Source organism: Alkaliphilus metalliredigens QYMF, from assembly GCF_000016985.1.
Classification (GTDB): domain Bacteria; phylum Bacillota; class Clostridia; order Peptostreptococcales; family Natronincolaceae; genus Alkaliphilus_A; species Alkaliphilus_A metalliredigens.
The window spans coordinates 4,691,006-4,708,451 of sequence record NC_009633.1 but is presented as its reverse complement, the minus strand read 5'-3'; the positions used below and the strand labels follow the sequence as shown (position 1 = coordinate 4,708,451).

20 protein-coding genes are annotated in these 17,446 nt (G+C 40.2%); 19 read left to right on the top strand and 1 reads right to left on the bottom strand.

Annotation, left to right across the window (positions count from 1 at the left end; genetic code table 11):
* Positions 1–176 precede the first annotated feature (176 nt).
* The 7 genes from AMET_RS22960 (at position 177) to AMET_RS22930 (ending at position 6,947) form a co-directional block, all read left to right on the top strand.
* A complete protein-coding gene (locus tag AMET_RS22960; protein WP_012065553.1) occupies positions 177–1,181 on the top strand; it encodes a DUF3231 family protein in 1,005 nt (334 codons plus the stop codon).
* Positions 1,182–1,195: 14 nt separating this feature from the next.
* Entirely contained in the window at positions 1,196–1,660 is a 465-nt protein-coding gene (locus AMET_RS22955) for a membrane protein (protein WP_012065552.1), read from the top strand.
* 251 nt (positions 1,661–1,911) lie between these two features.
* On the top strand, positions 1,912–2,577 hold the full coding sequence (spoIIR, locus tag AMET_RS22950) for a stage II sporulation protein R (RefSeq protein WP_041721243.1): 666 nt from the start codon (positions 1,912–1,914) through the stop codon (positions 2,575–2,577).
* A gap of 140 nt (positions 2,578–2,717) precedes the next feature.
* On the top strand, positions 2,718–3,818 hold the full coding sequence (locus AMET_RS22945) for a D-alanine--D-alanine ligase family protein (RefSeq protein ID WP_012065550.1): 1,101 nt from the start codon (positions 2,718–2,720) through the stop codon (positions 3,816–3,818).
* A 24-nt stretch (positions 3,819–3,842) separates the two neighbouring features.
* Positions 3,843–4,268, top strand: coding sequence for a DUF1934 domain-containing protein (locus AMET_RS22940; protein ID WP_012065549.1), 426 nt, complete (start codon positions 3,843–3,845; stop codon positions 4,266–4,268).
* Between the two features lie 150 nt (positions 4,269–4,418).
* The gene (locus AMET_RS22935; RefSeq protein ID WP_012065548.1) at positions 4,419–5,063 is read left to right on the top strand and encodes a cyclodeaminase/cyclohydrolase family protein; all 645 of its coding nucleotides are present in this window, start codon (positions 4,419–4,421) and stop codon (positions 5,061–5,063) included.
* A gap of 228 nt (positions 5,064–5,291) precedes the next feature.
* Positions 5,292–6,947 carry a PucR family transcriptional regulator gene (locus tag AMET_RS22930; protein ID WP_012065547.1) on the top strand — a complete coding sequence of 552 codons (1,656 nt, stop codon included), beginning with the start codon at positions 5,292–5,294 and terminating at the stop codon, positions 6,945–6,947.
* Positions 6,948–7,041: 94 nt separating this feature from the next.
* On the opposite strand, the gene AMET_RS22925 is transcribed toward AMET_RS22930, so the two are convergent.
* Entirely contained in the window at positions 7,042–7,734 is a 693-nt protein-coding gene (locus AMET_RS22925; RefSeq protein WP_012065546.1) for a cyclase family protein, read from the bottom strand.
* A 321-nt stretch (positions 7,735–8,055) separates the two neighbouring features.
* Here AMET_RS22925 and ftcD point away from each other — a divergent pair, with 321 nt between their 5' ends.
* From ftcD to AMET_RS22865, 12 genes are all read left to right on the top strand, one after another.
* Positions 8,056–8,964: a glutamate formimidoyltransferase gene (gene ftcD, locus AMET_RS22920; RefSeq protein WP_012065545.1), complete on the top strand. Its 909-nt coding sequence runs from the start codon at positions 8,056–8,058 to the stop codon at positions 8,962–8,964.
* A 12-nt stretch (positions 8,965–8,976) separates the two neighbouring features.
* Positions 8,977–10,647, top strand: a complete 1,671-nt coding sequence (locus AMET_RS22915) for a formate--tetrahydrofolate ligase (RefSeq protein ID WP_012065544.1) — start codon at positions 8,977–8,979, stop codon at positions 10,645–10,647.
* A gap of 24 nt (positions 10,648–10,671) precedes the next feature.
* Entirely contained in the window at positions 10,672–12,087 is a 1,416-nt protein-coding gene (locus tag AMET_RS22910; RefSeq protein WP_012065543.1) for a dihydroorotase, read from the top strand.
* Positions 12,088–12,130: 43 nt separating this feature from the next.
* Positions 12,131–12,733, top strand: a complete 603-nt coding sequence (locus AMET_RS22905) for a cysteine hydrolase family protein (protein WP_012065542.1) — start codon at positions 12,131–12,133, stop codon at positions 12,731–12,733.
* A gap of 77 nt (positions 12,734–12,810) precedes the next feature.
* Positions 12,811–13,377, top strand: coding sequence for a UbiX family flavin prenyltransferase (locus AMET_RS22900; protein ID WP_330368641.1), 567 nt, complete (start codon positions 12,811–12,813; stop codon positions 13,375–13,377).
* 15 nt (positions 13,378–13,392) lie between these two features.
* Positions 13,393–14,748, top strand: a complete 1,356-nt coding sequence (locus tag AMET_RS22895; RefSeq protein ID WP_012065540.1) for a UbiD family decarboxylase — start codon at positions 13,393–13,395, stop codon at positions 14,746–14,748.
* 18 nt (positions 14,749–14,766) lie between these two features.
* Complete coding sequence (locus AMET_RS22890) at positions 14,767–15,045, top strand: BMC domain-containing protein (protein ID WP_012065539.1); 279 nt, start codon at positions 14,767–14,769, stop codon at positions 15,043–15,045.
* 14 nt (positions 15,046–15,059) lie between these two features.
* Positions 15,060–15,611 (top strand): hypothetical protein, encoded by a 552-nt coding sequence (locus AMET_RS22885; RefSeq protein WP_012065538.1) that lies wholly within the window; start codon positions 15,060–15,062, stop codon positions 15,609–15,611.
* Positions 15,612–15,622: 11 nt separating this feature from the next.
* Positions 15,623–16,003, top strand: a complete 381-nt coding sequence (locus AMET_RS22880) for a BMC domain-containing protein (RefSeq protein WP_012065537.1) — start codon at positions 15,623–15,625, stop codon at positions 16,001–16,003.
* 48 nt (positions 16,004–16,051) lie between these two features.
* Positions 16,052–16,330 carry a BMC domain-containing protein gene (locus tag AMET_RS22875; protein ID WP_012065536.1) on the top strand — a complete coding sequence of 93 codons (279 nt, stop codon included), beginning with the start codon at positions 16,052–16,054 and terminating at the stop codon, positions 16,328–16,330.
* 17 nt (positions 16,331–16,347) lie between these two features.
* Positions 16,348–17,136, top strand: coding sequence for a flavoprotein (locus tag AMET_RS22870; RefSeq protein ID WP_012065535.1), 789 nt, complete (start codon positions 16,348–16,350; stop codon positions 17,134–17,136).
* Between the two features lie 25 nt (positions 17,137–17,161).
* Complete coding sequence (locus AMET_RS22865) at positions 17,162–17,434, top strand: EutN/CcmL family microcompartment protein (protein ID WP_012065534.1); 273 nt, start codon at positions 17,162–17,164, stop codon at positions 17,432–17,434.
* Positions 17,435–17,446: the final 12 nt, after the last annotated feature.

Below are 17,446 nucleotides of genomic sequence, written 5' to 3'. Positions count from 1 at the left end.
CGTAACTAGAAAACAACCCTTGACATAAAGAACCCTAAGCATTTATGGAATGTTGAAAACCCACTTGTAGGTGTAGACCCCCATAGGATATGAAGGCGTCTTTTCATCAATATTCAGAATCAAAAACAAAATAATAGGAAATATAATAATAAAAGAAGTGTAAAGGAGAGAAAAATATGTATATAGGTACAGAAACGAAATTAACTGCATCAGAAATAGCAGGACTTTGGACTTCCTATGTTAACGATAGCATGGGGGCATGTGTCCTTAGACATTTTTTGAACAATGTTGAAGATCGAGAAACCAAGGCCATACTCAAGTATGCCCTAAGTCTATCTGAAAAGCATATGAAGAAGATTGCTGAGCATTTTAATGAAGAAAAATTACCCATTCCCCAGGGCTTCACAGACAGCGATGTGAACATGAATGCTCCTAGGCTATATACAGATAGTTTTTATTTGTTTTATCTTAGAAACATGGGCAGGGTAGGATTGGTTGCTTACAGCATGGGTCTAGGAACCGTGGGGCGTTCTGATATCAGAGATTATTTTACAGGATGTCTAGGGTCTTCAATAGAGCTGTTGAATAAGGTAACCAGTCTAAAACAATCAAAGGGAATCTTTATTCGTGCCCCACGCGTAGCGGTACCCAAACAGGTGACATTTGTGGAGAAAGAGGATTTTATGGACGATATATTAGGTAAAAAAAGACCCCTGCTTACGGTTGAGGTGACGCATCTTTATGAAAATATTATGACAAATATAGTAGGAGGCCCATTGGTGACGGGTTTTGGACAAACAACAAATTCAAAAGAAGTAAAGGATTTTATGTTCAGGGGTATGGATATTGCCAGCAAACATAAGCAACTTCTCAGTTTATTACTATCGGATGAAAATATACCAACGCCTTCAATCTGGGATACATTTGTAACGGATTCCACCGTGGCGCCTTTTTCAGATAAGTTAATGCTGTTTCACGTAACCACATTAAATGGAGCAGGCATAGGAAATTATAGTGCAGCCATGGTGGCCAGTTTAAGAAAGGATTTGCATGTCAACTATGGACGGTTAGCTACTGAGATTGGTCAGTATGTGGATGATGGGACGAAAATAATGATTCATCATGGATGGTTAGAACAGCCCCCACAAGCCATTAAACACAGAGAGTTATCCAATGTGTAAAGAGGTAAACAAATATGAACCCGGGGGATAGGACTGAAAAACTATTGTGGAGTATAGCGCTTCCTGGGTTTGGACAATTATTAAATGGCCATCTATTGAAGGGATTCATACTCATAGCCCTGGAATTTATCATCAATGTGCAATCAAATTTAAATGTAGCCATCGTATCAAGCTTTCAATTCAATACACAGCTAGCCGTGGAACAAACCAATTACCAGTGGTTAATGTTTTACCCCTGCATCTATATGTTTGCCATTTGGGATGCCTATAAATATGCAACAGGAATAAGTCCTCCTTATTCATTTCTGCCCTTTATACTTGCGGCCTATTTTGGAACTATAGGTGTGATTTATTCTTCGGTTTTTAAAGTAAGTGGCGCATTATTAGGTCCCGTCTGGCTACCTATTTTAGGTCTAATGATGGGTGTTGTGATTGGTTTGCTTATTAAAGCGTGGATCAATAGCAGGGTGAAAACATAGTCTTGGGGCAATGTTTCGAGGGTTAAGGCTCTACAGGGTATGGAAAACGAAATTCAATACAATGGGAAGACTAGGGAACAGCTACTTAGAAGTTAAGCAGCTGTTTTTGTAAGATTCAGAGACAACAAAAAGACAACAACAGTAGCAAATGATGGACAAGAATCTGTATATTTTTTCCCCTAAGCGTACATACTGAGAGTAGAACAATAAAATGAGATTTTGAGAATCAATTGGAGAAAAGGGGAATGATTATGGGACGGAAAGCAATAATTGGATTTGTAATTGTTTTTATGATAAGCGGAATACTACATCAATTTATTTTTCAAGACAGTCAAGTAGCAGGGCTAGAGCGAAGAGGAGAAGAACTCATCCGTTTTCACGTGTTAGCCAATAGTGATAGTCCTGGGGATCAACGGCTAAAACTAAAGGTCAGAGATCGTGTCATTGAAGAAATGGCACTGGATTTAGGAAAATCTCAAAGTATTGAGGAAACAAGAGAAATCATCGGAAAAAGTCTGGAGAGAATTGAATCTGTTGCCCAGGATGAAATTAGACAAAATGGAAGTACCTATGGTGCCGTTGCCTATTTGGAGGAGCATACCTTTCCCACAAAGCGATATGGAGATGTTGTTTTTCCTGCGGGAGAATATGAGGCATTAAGAATCGTAATCGGAGAAGGTATAGGACAAAACTGGTGGTGTGTTATGTTTCCGCCTCTATGCTTTGTAGATGTGAAGAATGGATTAGCAGATGAAAAAACCCAAAGACAATTGAAGGAAGTTTTATCGGAGGAAGAGTATCAATTGGTTCGAATGGCCGCTGAGGAAGGACAGGTAACCCTTGAGCTTCGCTCTAAAATTGTAGATCTCTATAAAAATTCAAAAGAACAGGTCAATCGATTTGCATCATTATTTTAATAGAAAAAGTCTCCTGCTAACTAAGGAGACTTTTTTTGTGCAATGGGTGAATAAAGCATATATTCCAATAGCAGGATTAGAAGTTGTATAATAGTATAAATAAGAGTAGAATATGATAGTATGAGAAAGAAGGTGTGAAGGTGAAGAAGATCAATGTAATGGTGATTTTTGGAGGACAATCCGGAGAACATGAAGTTTCACTGATGTCAGCAGCTTCTGTCATGGGCGCCATCAATAAGGAAAAATATCATATTATTCCCGTGGGAATTGCAAAGAATGGTGATTGGAAGCTTTTTAATGGATCTGTTGAGGAAATTGAATCTGGAGACTGGGAACAAAGTATAAATGAACTGACAGAGAAGGGCGAGGACAATAAAAAGTTCTCTCTTTTACCATTAACCGATGGGAAGCAAGGAATTGTCCTGCAAAACGGGGAAGTGAAAAAGATAGATGTTATTTTCCCTGTACTCCATGGCCCCTATGGGGAGGATGGACGAATTCAAGGATTGTTTGAAATGATCGACATTCCCTACGTAGGATGTGGTGTGATGGCCTCAGCCGTCGCCATGGATAAGGTGATAACCAAAAAAGTATTAGAAGCAGAAAAGATTGCGCAAACTCCCTATCAAGTCATCTATGGGAGACGATTTCAATTGGATCCATTAAAGTATCTTAACGACTTGGAAGCGACCTTTGAATACCCTGTATTTGTGAAGCCTGCAAACATGGGCTCTAGTGTAGGGATTTCAAAGGCAAAAAACAGGGAAGCCTTGAAGATAGCCATAAAAGAAGCCGGAAAGTATGATAATAAAATTGTGATCGAAGCCTTTGTGGAGGGTCGGGAGATTGAGTGTGCAGTCTTAGGAAACGAAGCACCTCGGGTGGCACTGCCTGCAGAAATTATTCCATCCCATGAGTTTTATGATTATCATGATAAATACTTTGATGGAACAAGTCGGTATGTCATTCCCCCAGATCTATCAGAAGAGTTGATCCAAGAGATACAACACTTAGCAATTCAAACCTATGAGCTACTAGACTGTCGAGGACTATCTAGAATAGACTTCTTTGTAGAAAATGAAACAAATCGAGTGTTGGTCAATGAGGTGAATACAATGCCTGGATTTACAAAAATCAGCATGTACCCAAAGATGTGGGAGGCTACTGGATTGCCATATGATAAACTAATCGATGAATTGATTCAACTGGCTATGGAAGAATACCAATTAAAATCGCGATAAACGATATAGATAAGGGTGAGTAAAATGAAAGAAAAACGAATCATAAAAGTGACAGGTCTACAGAAACCTATCAATGAAGAAACCCATGAGATTGAACTGGTCACAGAAGGAACCTGTTATGAAAAGAATGAAAACCTATATATTGTCTATGAAGAATCTGAAATATCTGGGATGGAAGGGACTACCACAACGCTGAAACTAGAGGGTGAAGATAAGGTGGTACTCAGTCGATATGGCACTTCAGCATCACAGATGGTATTTCAAGAGAGCAAACGGGTGAATAGCTTTTATGATACACTTTATGGACAATTTAAAATGGAACTGATCACACATCACTTAGATATACAGGTAGACCAAGACACAAAAAGAGGACATATTGAAATTCATTATGATCTAAATATTACTGGATTAATGGAAAGCAGCAATAAATTAAAGATACAACTGATGTAATGTTCTCAATAAGTAAACAATAAAAAGGGCTATGGTGATTGATTAACAATCATAGCCCTTTTGTTGAAAATATACATAGACGCTGTTTGAAAATTATGATAAATTTGTAGGTAGAGACAACAGCTTAAGTCACGAAAGGAGAAGGATAATATGTTATTAGTTCACAAAACTGTAGAGGAATTTGTAAATGGTGTAGAGAGCAATGAACCGGCCCCAGGAGGTGGCAGTGTCGCTGCTTTAGGTGGGAGTTTAGGAGCTGCTTTGACAGCCATGGTAGGAAACTTATCCATTGGAAAAAAGACCTATGAACAGCTTACTGAAGCACAGCAAAAAGAAATGAACATTCAATTCAAGAAAGTTGTACAATTAAAGGAAAAGTTAAATCACTTAATTGATGAGGATACCAATGCATTCAATGAAGTCATGGGGGCATTCAAGCTACCTAAAGAAACTGAGGAAGAAAAAGCCTTAAGGAAAGAAGCCATTCAAAAAGCAACAAAAGTAGCCCTAGAAGTACCCTTATTGGCAGCAACGGAAAGCTTGAACGTATTAAAAACCCAAAAAATATTTGCGGAATATGGAAATATTAATGCCATCACGGACATAGGAGTCGGGGCTTTAATGGCTTATGCAGGATTAGAGGGAGCCTTGTTTAATGTTGAAATCAATTTACAGGGAATCAAGGATGAGGCCTATGTGAAGTCGGTTAGAGAAGAATGTGACATACTAATCAAAACAGGAAAGGCGCTTAAGGAAGAAGTGCTTGAAACTGTGTATAAAAAGTTAGGAAAGTAGTACGCTACATATATGAATAGCCAAAGGAGCTTTGAGAAATCGAAGCTCCTTTGATATAAACACACAAAGGAATTTCTTTAAAAAGTTAGAAAGATATAGGGGAAAAATCAATCGCAATAGCAGATTGATTTGTAGAATATATCTAAAAACAAATGTAGGGCATAAAAAATGTAGTCATGTATTGAAGAGAGAATGAGACTCTGTACTCTTCGATAAGGGGGTGAAAATATGCACAGACAAAACGGAATTACCATAGATGAGGTTCTGAAGATGGAATGTATGGAGAAAAGTAAATTGATCGCTGGCTTCAAAGGAACTGGCAATGCGGTAACCAAAGTCAATGTCATGGCGGACCCAGATATTTTAAATTGGGTAGACGAAGGAGAATTGCTCTTAACAACAGCATATTCTTTTCAAAAGGATGATAAAGAAGCTCAAAAATCCTTGATTCAAGCTTGCTCTGAAAAGGGACTAGCGGGGATTGGTATTAAAATTTATCCCTATTTAGAATGCCTGTCTGAAGAGGTACTTGCCATAGCTGATAAATTGAACCTCCCGATTATTGATCTTTATTATGCCACACCCTTTTCTGATATTATGACACCGGTCTTTCGGGAAATATTTAATCGCCAGACCTCTTTATTGCAACGCTTAGAAAAAATACATGAACGGTTAATGAAGGTTGTACTAGCGGGGGGAGAAGTAAAAGAAATCGCACAGGTAGTTTATGAAAATTTAAGAAACCCAATTGCAATCCGCATCGGTGCCCCCCACCAATGGCTCTATCACCTGGAGGATATAGAGGATGTCATGAAACAGGCATTGAAGCGGGATGCCCAGGGATTTTATGATCCTAATTTAAGTCAATGGAAGGAAAAAAAGCTAGATGAAAGAGTGGAGTTAATTCAAGAAAAATACCTGCGACGGATGGTCATGCCAATTGTTGTGAAAAATAGTGTTTATGGGCACATTTTCGCTTGGTCTGTCTTTACACCATTAGGAGGATTTGACTTATCGGTGCTAGAAACTGCATCTACAACCATGGCATTGGAAATTTTAAAGCAACTTTCTGTAAGGGATGTAGAAAATCGATATCGTGGGGAGTTTTTAGATGATTTACTTTCCTTGGATGCAACCAGAAAACAAAAGGCAATGGAACGGGCTCATATTTTCAAGTTGGATGCACAATCCTCATATGTGATGATTATCATACAGTTCCAACACCAGAGTAGAGAAGTTGTTGGCTTTTTAGAGGAAAAGCTTAATTCCATAAGCTCAGAAATTCAAAGCTTCTTAAGTGAGTTATCATTCAATGTCTTTTTGGTGAATAAGACGGATAGCATTCACCTACTTGTGGATCTCAATGGTACCAATCAAGCAGAGCAAGTATTAAAAAATTTCACTCTTAATTTAAATGAGTTATTGAACAAAAAAATGAAGACTCAAGATTTTGGCATAGGGGTAGGGCGAATGTATAAAGGTCTTTGTCAATCCTATAAAAGCTATCATGACGCTATGAAAGCCATCGAGACAGGAGCAATTTTAGAAGAAGGGCAAATGACTTACTTCGATGATCTAGGCATCTACAAGATATTGTGTCAGGATGTTTTAAAGGAAGAACTTGAGCAATTCTATCAAGTAACCCTATCCTCTTTAGATCAGTATGATTCAAAAAAGAAAACAGAATTAGTTAAAACCCTAGAAATGTACTTTCAATACAACGGAAACTTGAAAAGAATATCTGAGGCGTTATTTACCCATTATAATACTACACTTTATCGTATTCAGCGTATTAAACAGATTACAGAACTAGATCTGGAGGATCAAAGAGATCGGTTGAATTTAGAGGTGGCTTTAAAGATTAAAAAGATACTAAAAAAATAATCGTAACCCTTTTGAGGTCAAATCCTCAGATTTTAGGCATAAAAAACCCCAGTCACCCCAGTAGATATGTTGCGTAAGGGTGCCGGGTTTCACATTATTCTTCTACTAAAGCCACGGCACGAATTGGTGAGCCAGAGCCGTCTCTAATTTTTAACGGTAACCCAAAGTACAAGAAACGTTGGTTAATCAATTCGTTTAGATTACAAAGGTTTTCTGTATTGGTCATGTCATATTCACCACAGACTAAATGACCAGAAAAGTTTATGTCATCAGGATGGTCAATGGCTGGGGCATCTACACCGATATTGACGACGCCTTGCTCAGCTAGCCACTTGGCGGCATTGTAACTGAGACCTGTGTAAGTCGTTTGCCATTTATCTGTTCCAAACCAACGATCATAGTGCCCTGTATAAAGAAGCACAATGTCTCCTTTCCGTATTTCCTGACCAGATTTCGAGACCGCTTCCTCAAGGTCTCGTGGTTCAATACTGCGACTGGCTGGAATATGAGACAAGTCCAGGCAAATAGCACTACCCCAGAAATGACCCATAGGCATGTGGTCAATGGTGGCTCCGGAGGACTTATATTCCCAAACAGCATCACAATGGGTACCCCCATGCTCACTAATGAGCAGATTTCGAGCAGAAAACCCTAGGGTTGGACTCCCAGTTGCTTCCATGTTATCTTCATGGGTCATATTGGTCATAATGAAGGTAGGCTGATGCATTGGGAAAACAGACATACCTTGAAAAATTTCCTGTGATAAATCAATTAAACGTAAAGCCATTAATAAACACTCTCCTTTTTAAGCTGATCAATCTCAGTGAAAGGGATGATTGATCAAATAGATGATTAGAAGATACTGTCTTACATTATACCATCTTTTTCTGAAAATTCCTTCTAATTTCAAGCGAAGAAGAAGCAAAACACCAATATTTGTATGTAACATACAAAATATTGCGAGGTATATGATCACAATCATAGGAATATTTATAGAGAACATACAAAGGAAATTGAATTATTAACTAGAATATTGATAAGAGAGAGAAAAAACAGAAAATTAAAAAAAGAGTTAAGATAATTAACCAGCGAAAGGGGTATTTTATTTATGTCAACAGAAAAACAATATGTTTTGGCGGTACCAAACTTTAGTGATGGCAGGAGAAAAGAAGTGATTGAGGCGGTGGTAGAGCCCTTAAGAAATGTGGAAGGGGTTAAACTTGTCAGTTATGAACCCGAGCATGACTTTAATAGAACAGTGGTAACGGTCATCGGAGAGCCAGGACCTCTCAAGGAAGCACTATTAAACATGGCCGCAAAATCCTATGAGCTGATTAGCATGGAAGAACAGCAAGGATCTCACCCTAGAATTGGGGCCCAAGATACAATTCCCTTATTTCCATTTAGAAACATCTCTATTGAAGAATGTGCAAAGCTAGCAGAGGAGATTGGATCAGAAGTCTACAAGCGCTTTGAAGTGCCGGTATACTTCTCGGGAGAAAATGCCCGTTGTGAAGAACGCAAGTCCTTAGCTTTTATTAGAAAAGGACAGTATGAAGGGTTAAAGGAAGTTGCCCACACAGATGAAAGAAAGCCAGATATTGGACCAGCGGCATTACATGCAACTGCAGGAGCGACTATTGTCAGTGCCGATCATGAGGGACTAACGGCCTATAATGTATTTTTAGCCACAGAGGATGTAAGCATTGCTAAAAAAATTGCAAAGGGCGTTCGAGGTCCAAGTGGTGGATTCTCTACAATTAGAGCCGTAGGAATCAAATTTCCAGAAAGAACCGGCGTAGTCGTTTCAATGAATATGTTTGATTGTACAGCAACGCCACTTTATCGCGCCTTTAGCTTTGTGAAACAAGAAGCACAAAGATACGGCGTGACAGTAACAGGATCTGAACTTGTGGGACCGGTAAAGCTAGAGCATTTGCTTAACTCACTAGAATATCACTTAGGGTTAGAAGGGTTTAGAAAGGAACAGATATTAGAAACCCATTTAATGGAATAGAGGAGGATCATTATGAAAACCGATGTACAGATAGGTCAAGAAGCTAAGATGCTACCCATTACAGAGATTGCAGCAAGATTGGGTATAAAGGAAGATGAACTAGAACTTTACGGGAAATATAAGGCAAAGGTTTCTTTAGATGTATTTGACCGACTAAAGGATAAGCCTAATGGCAAACTGATTTTAGTGACAGCCATCAACCCAACTCCTGCGGGAGAAGGAAAGACAACAACAAATGTTGGTCTAAGTATGGGGTTAAATGCCATTGGTAAAACCACAATGACAACATTACGAGAGCCATCACTAGGACCTAACTTTGGCGTTAAAGGAGGAGCTGCTGGAGGTGGATATGCACAGGTTGTTCCTATGGAGGATATTAACCTTCACTTTACTGGCGATATTCATGCCATTACAACAGCCCACAACTTATTAGCTGCATTACTAGACAATCACATTCACCAAGGAAATGTATTGGATATTGATACCAGAAGAATTGCCTGGAGAAGAGTACTAGACATCAATGACCGTACTCTGAGAAACACCATTGTAGGGCTAGGAAATCGAGGAGATGGTGTTGCAAGAGAAGATGGATTCGACATCACTGTGGCTTCTGAGATTATGGCCATTCTTTGCTTAGCAACGGGAATGGATGATTTGAAAATGCGTTTGGCCAAGATGATTGTGGCCTACAATGGGGCTAATGAACCAGTGACAGCAGGTGACTTAGAGGCAACAGGCTCACTAGCACTTTTACTGAAGGATGCCATTAAGCCAAACTTAGTACAGACATTAGAAAATACACCGGCATTTATTCATGGGGGACCATTTGCAAATATTGCCCATGGATGTAACAGTGCTTTAGCCACCAAGCTAGCCCTAAAGGTAGCTGACTATGTTGTAACAGAGGCAGGATTTGGAGCTGACCTAGGGGCTGAAAAGTTCTTTGATATCAAGTGTCGCTTTGCTGATCTTAAGCCAGATTGTGCAGTCATCGTGGCAACAGTAAGAGCATTAAAAAATCACGGAGGCGTTCCAAAGGGACAATTGAATGAAGAAAACCTTCAAGCATTAGAAAAGGGCTTTGGTAACCTAGAAAAGCATATTGAAAATGTTCAAAAGTTCGGTGTACCTGTTGTGGTAGCTATGAATGAATTCCCAACGGATTCAGAAGCAGAAGTTGCTTTGTTAAGGGCGCTTTGTGAATCCAAGGGGGCTGAGGTTGTCCTATCGCAAGTTTGGGCTAAGGGCGGTCAAGGTGGCGTGGAAATGGCTAAGAAGGTTGTTGAAATTGTTGAAAGTAAACCATCAGAGTTCAAGCCACTTTACGATGTAAACGATTCTATTGTTGACAAAATTAACACCATTGCAAAGGAAGTATATGGCGCCGATGGGGTGGATTTCAGCAAGGGAGCACTAAAGCAAATCAAAGGATACGAAGAACTAGGACTAGACAAAATGCCTATTTGTATGGCTAAAACACAATATTCTTTATCAGATGATCCAACACTACTTGGAAGACCCACAGGTTTTAGAGTCACAGTGAAGGAAATTCGAGTTTCAGCAGGAGCAGGATTCTTAGTGGCACTGACTGGAGACATTATGACTATGCCAGGATTACCAAGGGTCCCAGCTGCCAACCATATGAATATTTTAGAGAGTGGAGAAATTATCGGGTTATTCTAGTTTAATATGAGAGGAGATAATAAAATGAAATATGATGTAATTGTAAAAAATGCACGGATTCCTCAAGGTGACGACACAATTGTAACAAACATACTTGTAAAGGATGAAAAAATAGCAGGTTTTTTAACGGATATAGAAGGCGTAGAGTTCGATAAAACAATTGATGCAGAGGGTCATTTGACCATTCCAGGATGCTTCGATTCCCATACCCACTTTATGGATCCAGGATTTACCCATAGAGAGAACTTTTTAACCGGGAGTTCTTCAGCAGCAGCTGGAGGATTAACAATGATTATGGATATGCCTTGTTGCTCGAAGCCATCCGTAAGAAGTATTCCAGAGCTAGAGTCAAAAATAAATAACATTAAAGAGAAGGCCATCATCGATTTTGCACTATGGGGTGGCGTAACCGGTGAAGACGTTCGTGAAGGCAAAAAGCATATTGTACAAGACCAAGCGGATTATGGTGTGTGTGCCTTTAAGGCCTATATGACTCCTTCCGTACCAACCTATGAAAGAGTAACTGATCCAGAAATGCTAGAGGCTTTTAGATGGGTTGCAGAAACGGGGCTACCGGTAGGAATTCATGCTGAGAACTATGCTATGTGTGATTTTTATGTTAAGAAGTTCCAAGCTGAGGGTAGAATGGATGGTCCTGCTTGGGCAGAAGCAAGATTGGTTGAAGCTGAGCAAGCGGCTATTGAATTAGGTATTAACTTTGCTGAATCAGCAGGAGCTAGGTTACACATTGTTCACATGAGCTCAGGAATCGGAGCCAAGCTAGTAGGAGCGGCAAAGAAAAGAGGTTTAGATGTGACATCGGAAACTTGCCCTCACTATCTAATGTTAAACTATCAAGATGCCATGACAGAGCATGGAGCCTTTGCTAAGATTGCACCGCCACTAAGAACAACAAAGGATAATAAAGAGCTTTGGGAAGGACTACAAAATGGAAGTGTAGACTTTATGGGAACAGACCATGCTCCTTATGAAATCGAAACTGAAAAAGATGCTGAAGGCATGAATATTTGGACGGCTTTCCCTGGAATCCCAGGAGTAGAAACCCTAGTTCCTATCATGGTAAGTGAAGGATACAACAAAGGAAGACTAAGCTTATCTAAATTAGTTGACGTATTAAGTACAAATGCAGCGAAGCAATATGGACTGTATCCTAAAAAAGGTGCAATGCATATTGGGTCAGATGCTGACTTTACTATTATTGACCTTGAAAGAGAGTGGACCATAGATCAAAAGAAAACCTACTCTATGGCAAAGTACAATCCATTACATGGGATTAAGCTAAAGGGTAAGCCGGTCAAAACAGTTGTTAGAGGAACTGTTGTATACGACGATGCAATCGGTATTGTTGGAAAAGAAGGTTTTGGACAATTTGTAAAGCGTCAAAACATTCAAAAGCTAGACCGTGTGATAAAATATTAGTGAGTATATAGATAAATGGTGAAAATTAAAGGAGGAAAATAACATGGCTAAACATGCGATACTTGTCATTGATATGTTAAATGACTTTGTTGGGGAAAAAGCGCCACTAAGATGCCCAGGTGGAGAAACAATCATTCCGGATTTACAAAAAATATTTGAGTGGGTAAGAGGTCGTGAAGGAGATGATATACACCTTGTTCATATTCAAGAGGCCCATCGTAAAAATGATGCTGACTTTAGAGTAAGACCTCTTCATGCAGTGAAGGGAACATGGGGATCTGATTTTATTCCAGAGCTTTACCCTCAAGAAGATGAATATATTGTACAAAAAAGAAGACATAGTGGCTTTGCCCATACTGATCTAGACCTTTATCTGAAGGAAGAAGGCATCGATACAGTGGTACTAACCGGTGTCTGGACAAATGTTTGCGTCAGAAGCACTGCTACCGATGCATTAGCAAATGCCTATAAGGTCATCACATTAAGTGATGGTACGGCTTCTAAGACTGAAGAAATGCATGAATACGGATTAAATGATCTCAGTATTTTCACTAAGGTCATGACGGTGGACCAATACATTCAAGCATGGGAAAATGATGAAGACCCATGGGTTGGCGGTGGAGATGCACAGAACAAAGTAAAATAGTATACTATCAATAAGGGACCTGTCTGTTCAAATGAGTAGACAGGATTTCCCATCCTTAATAGCAAGAGAAGAAAGCGGTGAATCCAGTGAGATTAATTGTAGGCATTACAGGAGCAAGCTGTACCATTTATGGTGTGGGATTGCTACAGGTGTTAAAGCAGTTAGGTATTGAGACGCATCTAGTGGTTTCTAAGATGGGACAAGAAGTTGTCTCCCACGAATGTGGAATGGCCTTGGAGGAATTAAAGGAGCTGGCGACATTTTATCATGATAATGATAATCTAGCGGCCCCTATTGCCAGTGGTTCCTTTAAAACCGATGGCATGATCATTGTACCCTGCTCCATGAAAACACTGGCTGCAGTTGCCAACGGACTATCGAATAATTTGTTGACAAGGGCTGCTGATGTAGTAATAAAGGAAAGAAGAAAACTGGTTGTGGTTCCCAGAGAAACGCCTCTTAGTTTAATTCATTTAGAAAACATGACAAAGCTTGCTAAAATTGGCGTAACAGTTATGCCAGCGGCACCTGGGTTCTATCATCAACCAGAAACAATTGGTGATTTAGTCAGTATCATGGTGGGCAGAATTTTAGATCAAATGGATATTGAAAACAACCTATTTACCCGATGGGGTGAAGAATAGAAGGAGGGGGGAGCGATGGAAAATCAGATGCTAAGGGCGACCTTAGCACAATTAGAGAAAAAGAACCTTTTGGAAACCTGTCATGTGGAGGTAGATCCAAAATATGAGCTAGGAGCAGTATTATCCCATTTTAACAATGAAAAGCCAATCATATTTAAAAAGGTGAAGGGGAGTCAATATCCTGTAGCAGGAGGGCTTTTCGGAAACCGTGAGATATATTATGATATGATGGGGACTACGGAAAAGGATCGGATTACCCAGTTAATGGATGCGGTTGCCAATCCAAAGCCTACTAAGACATTACCTAAGGGTCCAGTCATGGAAAATATTATTACCAGAAGCATTGATCTTCAAAAAATGTTTCCCATTCCCAAATTCCATGGAGGGGACTCATCTAGCTATATTACATCTGGTGTGGTTGTGCTGAAAGACCCAGAAACGGGAAAGGTTCATACTTCAGTACGTAGACTCCAGATGAATGAAAGAAATGAAATGAGTATTTTAGTTGCATCTCCTTTGGCGACACAACAGTATCGGGGGTTTGAAAATCAAAATAAACCCTTTGAGGTGGCCATTATTTTAGGATATGATTATCCATTTTTATTGGCTTCTCAGATTAGTAGTGCTACCTATGGTATTGATAAATATGAAGTAGACAGTGCATTGAGGGGAGAAGCCCTAGAACTAGTCAAATGCCATAGCGTGGATCTAGAAGTACCCGCCTATGCAGAAATTGTACTAGAAGGGATTATGCCTCCCCATAAAAGAGAGCAGGAGGGACCCTTTGGTGAATTAATGGGATACTATGGTAACCAAGGAAGTCATCCAATTGTAGAGGTAAAAGCAGTGATGCATCGAAATAATCCAATCATGCAAGTGGCTTTCCCCTGCAGAGAAGAACATCTATCTAATGGACTGGCAAGAGAGATGGAATTGTATGCCTATGTTAAGAATATGGTAGATGTGGTGGATGTCAATGTAACAGTTTCAGGAGGATGTCGATTCCATGGAATCGTATCTATTAAAAAGAAATCCCAAGGGGATGGCAAGAGTGCTATTATTGCAGCCCTAGCCAGTAGTAAAGATATGAAACATGTTGTGATTGTAGATGAAGACGTAAACATATACAGTCATGATGAAATCCAATGGGCTATTGCCACAAGATTTCAAGCCTCTCAGGACCTGGTGATGATACCAGGGGGATTGGGATCTGGTCTAGAACCATCCCATACCCTTAGGGGTGTTACCGACAAACTGGGGTTTGATGCAACAAAGCCCTTGGGAGAAGCAGCGAAATATTTTGAGAGAGCAGCAATTCCAGGTTTCGAGTCAATCGATATTGAGAGGTACTTTCCTCAATTGAAAAAATAGTAAAAGGTGGTAATTGCCATGAGACAGGCCATAGGTATGGTAGAAGTACGTAGTTTGGTAGCAGCGATCCAGGCAGCCGACACCATGGTCAAAGCGGCGGATGTACAAATTGTTGACTTGAACTATGTAGGGTCAGGAATTATTTCTGTTGTTGTGACTGGAGAGGTAGCAGCGGTCAAGGCAGCCGTAGACAGTGGTGAAGAAGCGGCAGGGAGACTTGCGGAAGTGATTTCCACTAATGTCATTGCAAGACCACATGAAGAAGTGGATAAATTATTAGATCAAATCATTGGGTAAAGGAGGGGAATGAGATGGCAAATCCTTTGGCAAAGGTGATCTTGGGAAACATAGCTAATCAAAAAAAAGTGACATCGGGTCAGAAAGTAGTAAAATCTTGGACACAGCATCTATCTTCTAATGAAGAACAATCCTTACTGTCCATTATCAATGAAAACAAGAAATTGGAAACCAAGAAGGGCGTCATGACTCAACCCCATCAACCTAGGATGGTCACCCTGGGAGAATTAAGTGGAAAAAAGCCAGGGGAAGAGATGACGGCATCAAGCAAGGGTCAAGAGCAAAAGGAGAAAGACGATAATCGTATTCAGGCTTTGCTGTCCCAGATCAATAGTAATAAGAAAGTAGAGCCAAATAAATTTGAGACACAAAAAGGCGTCATCAGTGGACCCCATCAGCAAACGATGAACACCTTGGCAGGATTAAGTGGAAAAGCATCGGAGAAAGAAATGATGAAGTCAGGGACAGTACAACATCCTGGAAAGGAAACCAGTAATGGTATCCAAACGGTTTCCTTAGGGGACATGAGTAAGGGCCTGGGTATGACGGCTAAGAAGAGAAAGTAGGAGGTGTTTAGATGCAAGCAGCTCTAGGACTAATAGAAACACTAGGATTAACTGCAGCCATTGCGGCCTTAGATGCAGCAGCCAAGGCTGCCGATGTGACATTAATTGGATACGAAAAAGTAATTGGAGCAGGACAGGGTGTCAGTGTAACGATTCAGATTGCAGGAGATGTAGCGGCGGTGAAGGCCAGTGTAGAAGCAGGGGTGATCGCTGCAGAAAGAACAGGTAGGGTGCTGGCACATCACGTGATTCCAAGACCCCATGAAGAAGTCAATGTATTAATTGAAGCCTTCAAAAAGAATGTAAAAAAGAAACAGCAGGCAGAGCCGAAAAAAGAGGCTCCTAAGAGTAAAAAAAAGCAAGATGTTTCAAGTGACTCTGTGAAGAAATAAGTATAAAATAAGAATGAATAAATAAGAATGAATAAATGAGGAGGAATAATGATGAGTCAAGCATTAGGTATGGTAGAAACAAAAGGATTAGTAGGAGCGGTAGAGGCAGCAGATGCCATGGTAAAGGCAGCAAATGTGACATTGGTTGGATATGAAAAAATAGGTTTTGGATTGGTAACAGTGATGGTAAGAGGAGATGTAGGTGCTGTAAAAGCTGCGGTTGACGCAGGGGCAGAGGCAGCAAGAGCTGTTGGAGAACTTCACTCTGTACACGTAATCCCAAGACCACATACTGAGGTGGAACGGGTATTGTTAAAGGGAGAATAAACGAAGGAGCATAATCTATGAATGGTCATGAACAAGCAAGGGAAATTTTAAAGAACCTGACCAATCGAGCCAAGGGAGTAGATCAAGGGCCTGATGACATAAAAAAGCATCTGCTCATTGTTTTAACTGGAAAAGCAGATGGCCTAGAGGCAGCACTGAGGGAAATTCCAAGGCTGAAACGCTATGGATTTTCTGTTGATTTGGCACTTTCGACCTGTGCAGAGAAAATATTAAATGAAAAAAAGATAGTGATTCCACTTCAAGTAGGCAAGATATTCACTGTAAGGGAGGAATCTCTAGCATGTAAAGCCATTGATGTGGTCCAAAGGGTTATCGTTCCTGCTATGACACAAAATACAGCGATTAAATTGTCCATGGGAATACAAGATGAGTTTATCCCTCGATTGTTATGGCAGTGTCTATGGAAAGGCAAACCGCTTTTGGTGAACTTAGAGCAGCTCCTTTGCTATCGAGGCATGGCTCCTCAGCAACCCTTTCTAGAGGAAATGATGAAAGAATATATTGAAAAACTTCAAAAAATGGGTGTCAAACCCCTAAGCGAAACAGCATATGGCCTGGAGCTCATAGAACAAGATGAAGACCCAACACAAAAAGGCCAAAAGGTTTCACATGAAAAAATAGAGGGTAAACCCTTGAGCTTTGGAGAACGACAAGTGATCACAGAGAAAGATATCTCTTTGGTACCGGGGGGACAAAAGCAAATGACCCTTCCTCTGGGAACAATTATTACCCCATTAGCCTACGATAAGGCCAAGGAAAAGGGGATTCAACTGATTAAAGGATAACGCCTCATTAAAAGGAGAGGGTAAGATGCATATAGGTAGAATCATAGGAACCGTAGTGGCGACACCTAAGGATGAACGACTAATGGGATGTAAACTCATGTTAACCCAGCCACTGAACATTGACAAAAACCCAGTTGGGGAACCTTTAGTCGCTGTAGACACAATTGGAGCTGGAATTGGAGAAATAGTGCTTTACGCCAGAGGAACTGCTGCGAGATATGCTGCAAATCGACTCCAGTCCCCTATTGATGCCTCCATTGTAGGTATAATTGACCATATTGATATCCCAGGGGATTAAGGGAAAAGGAGG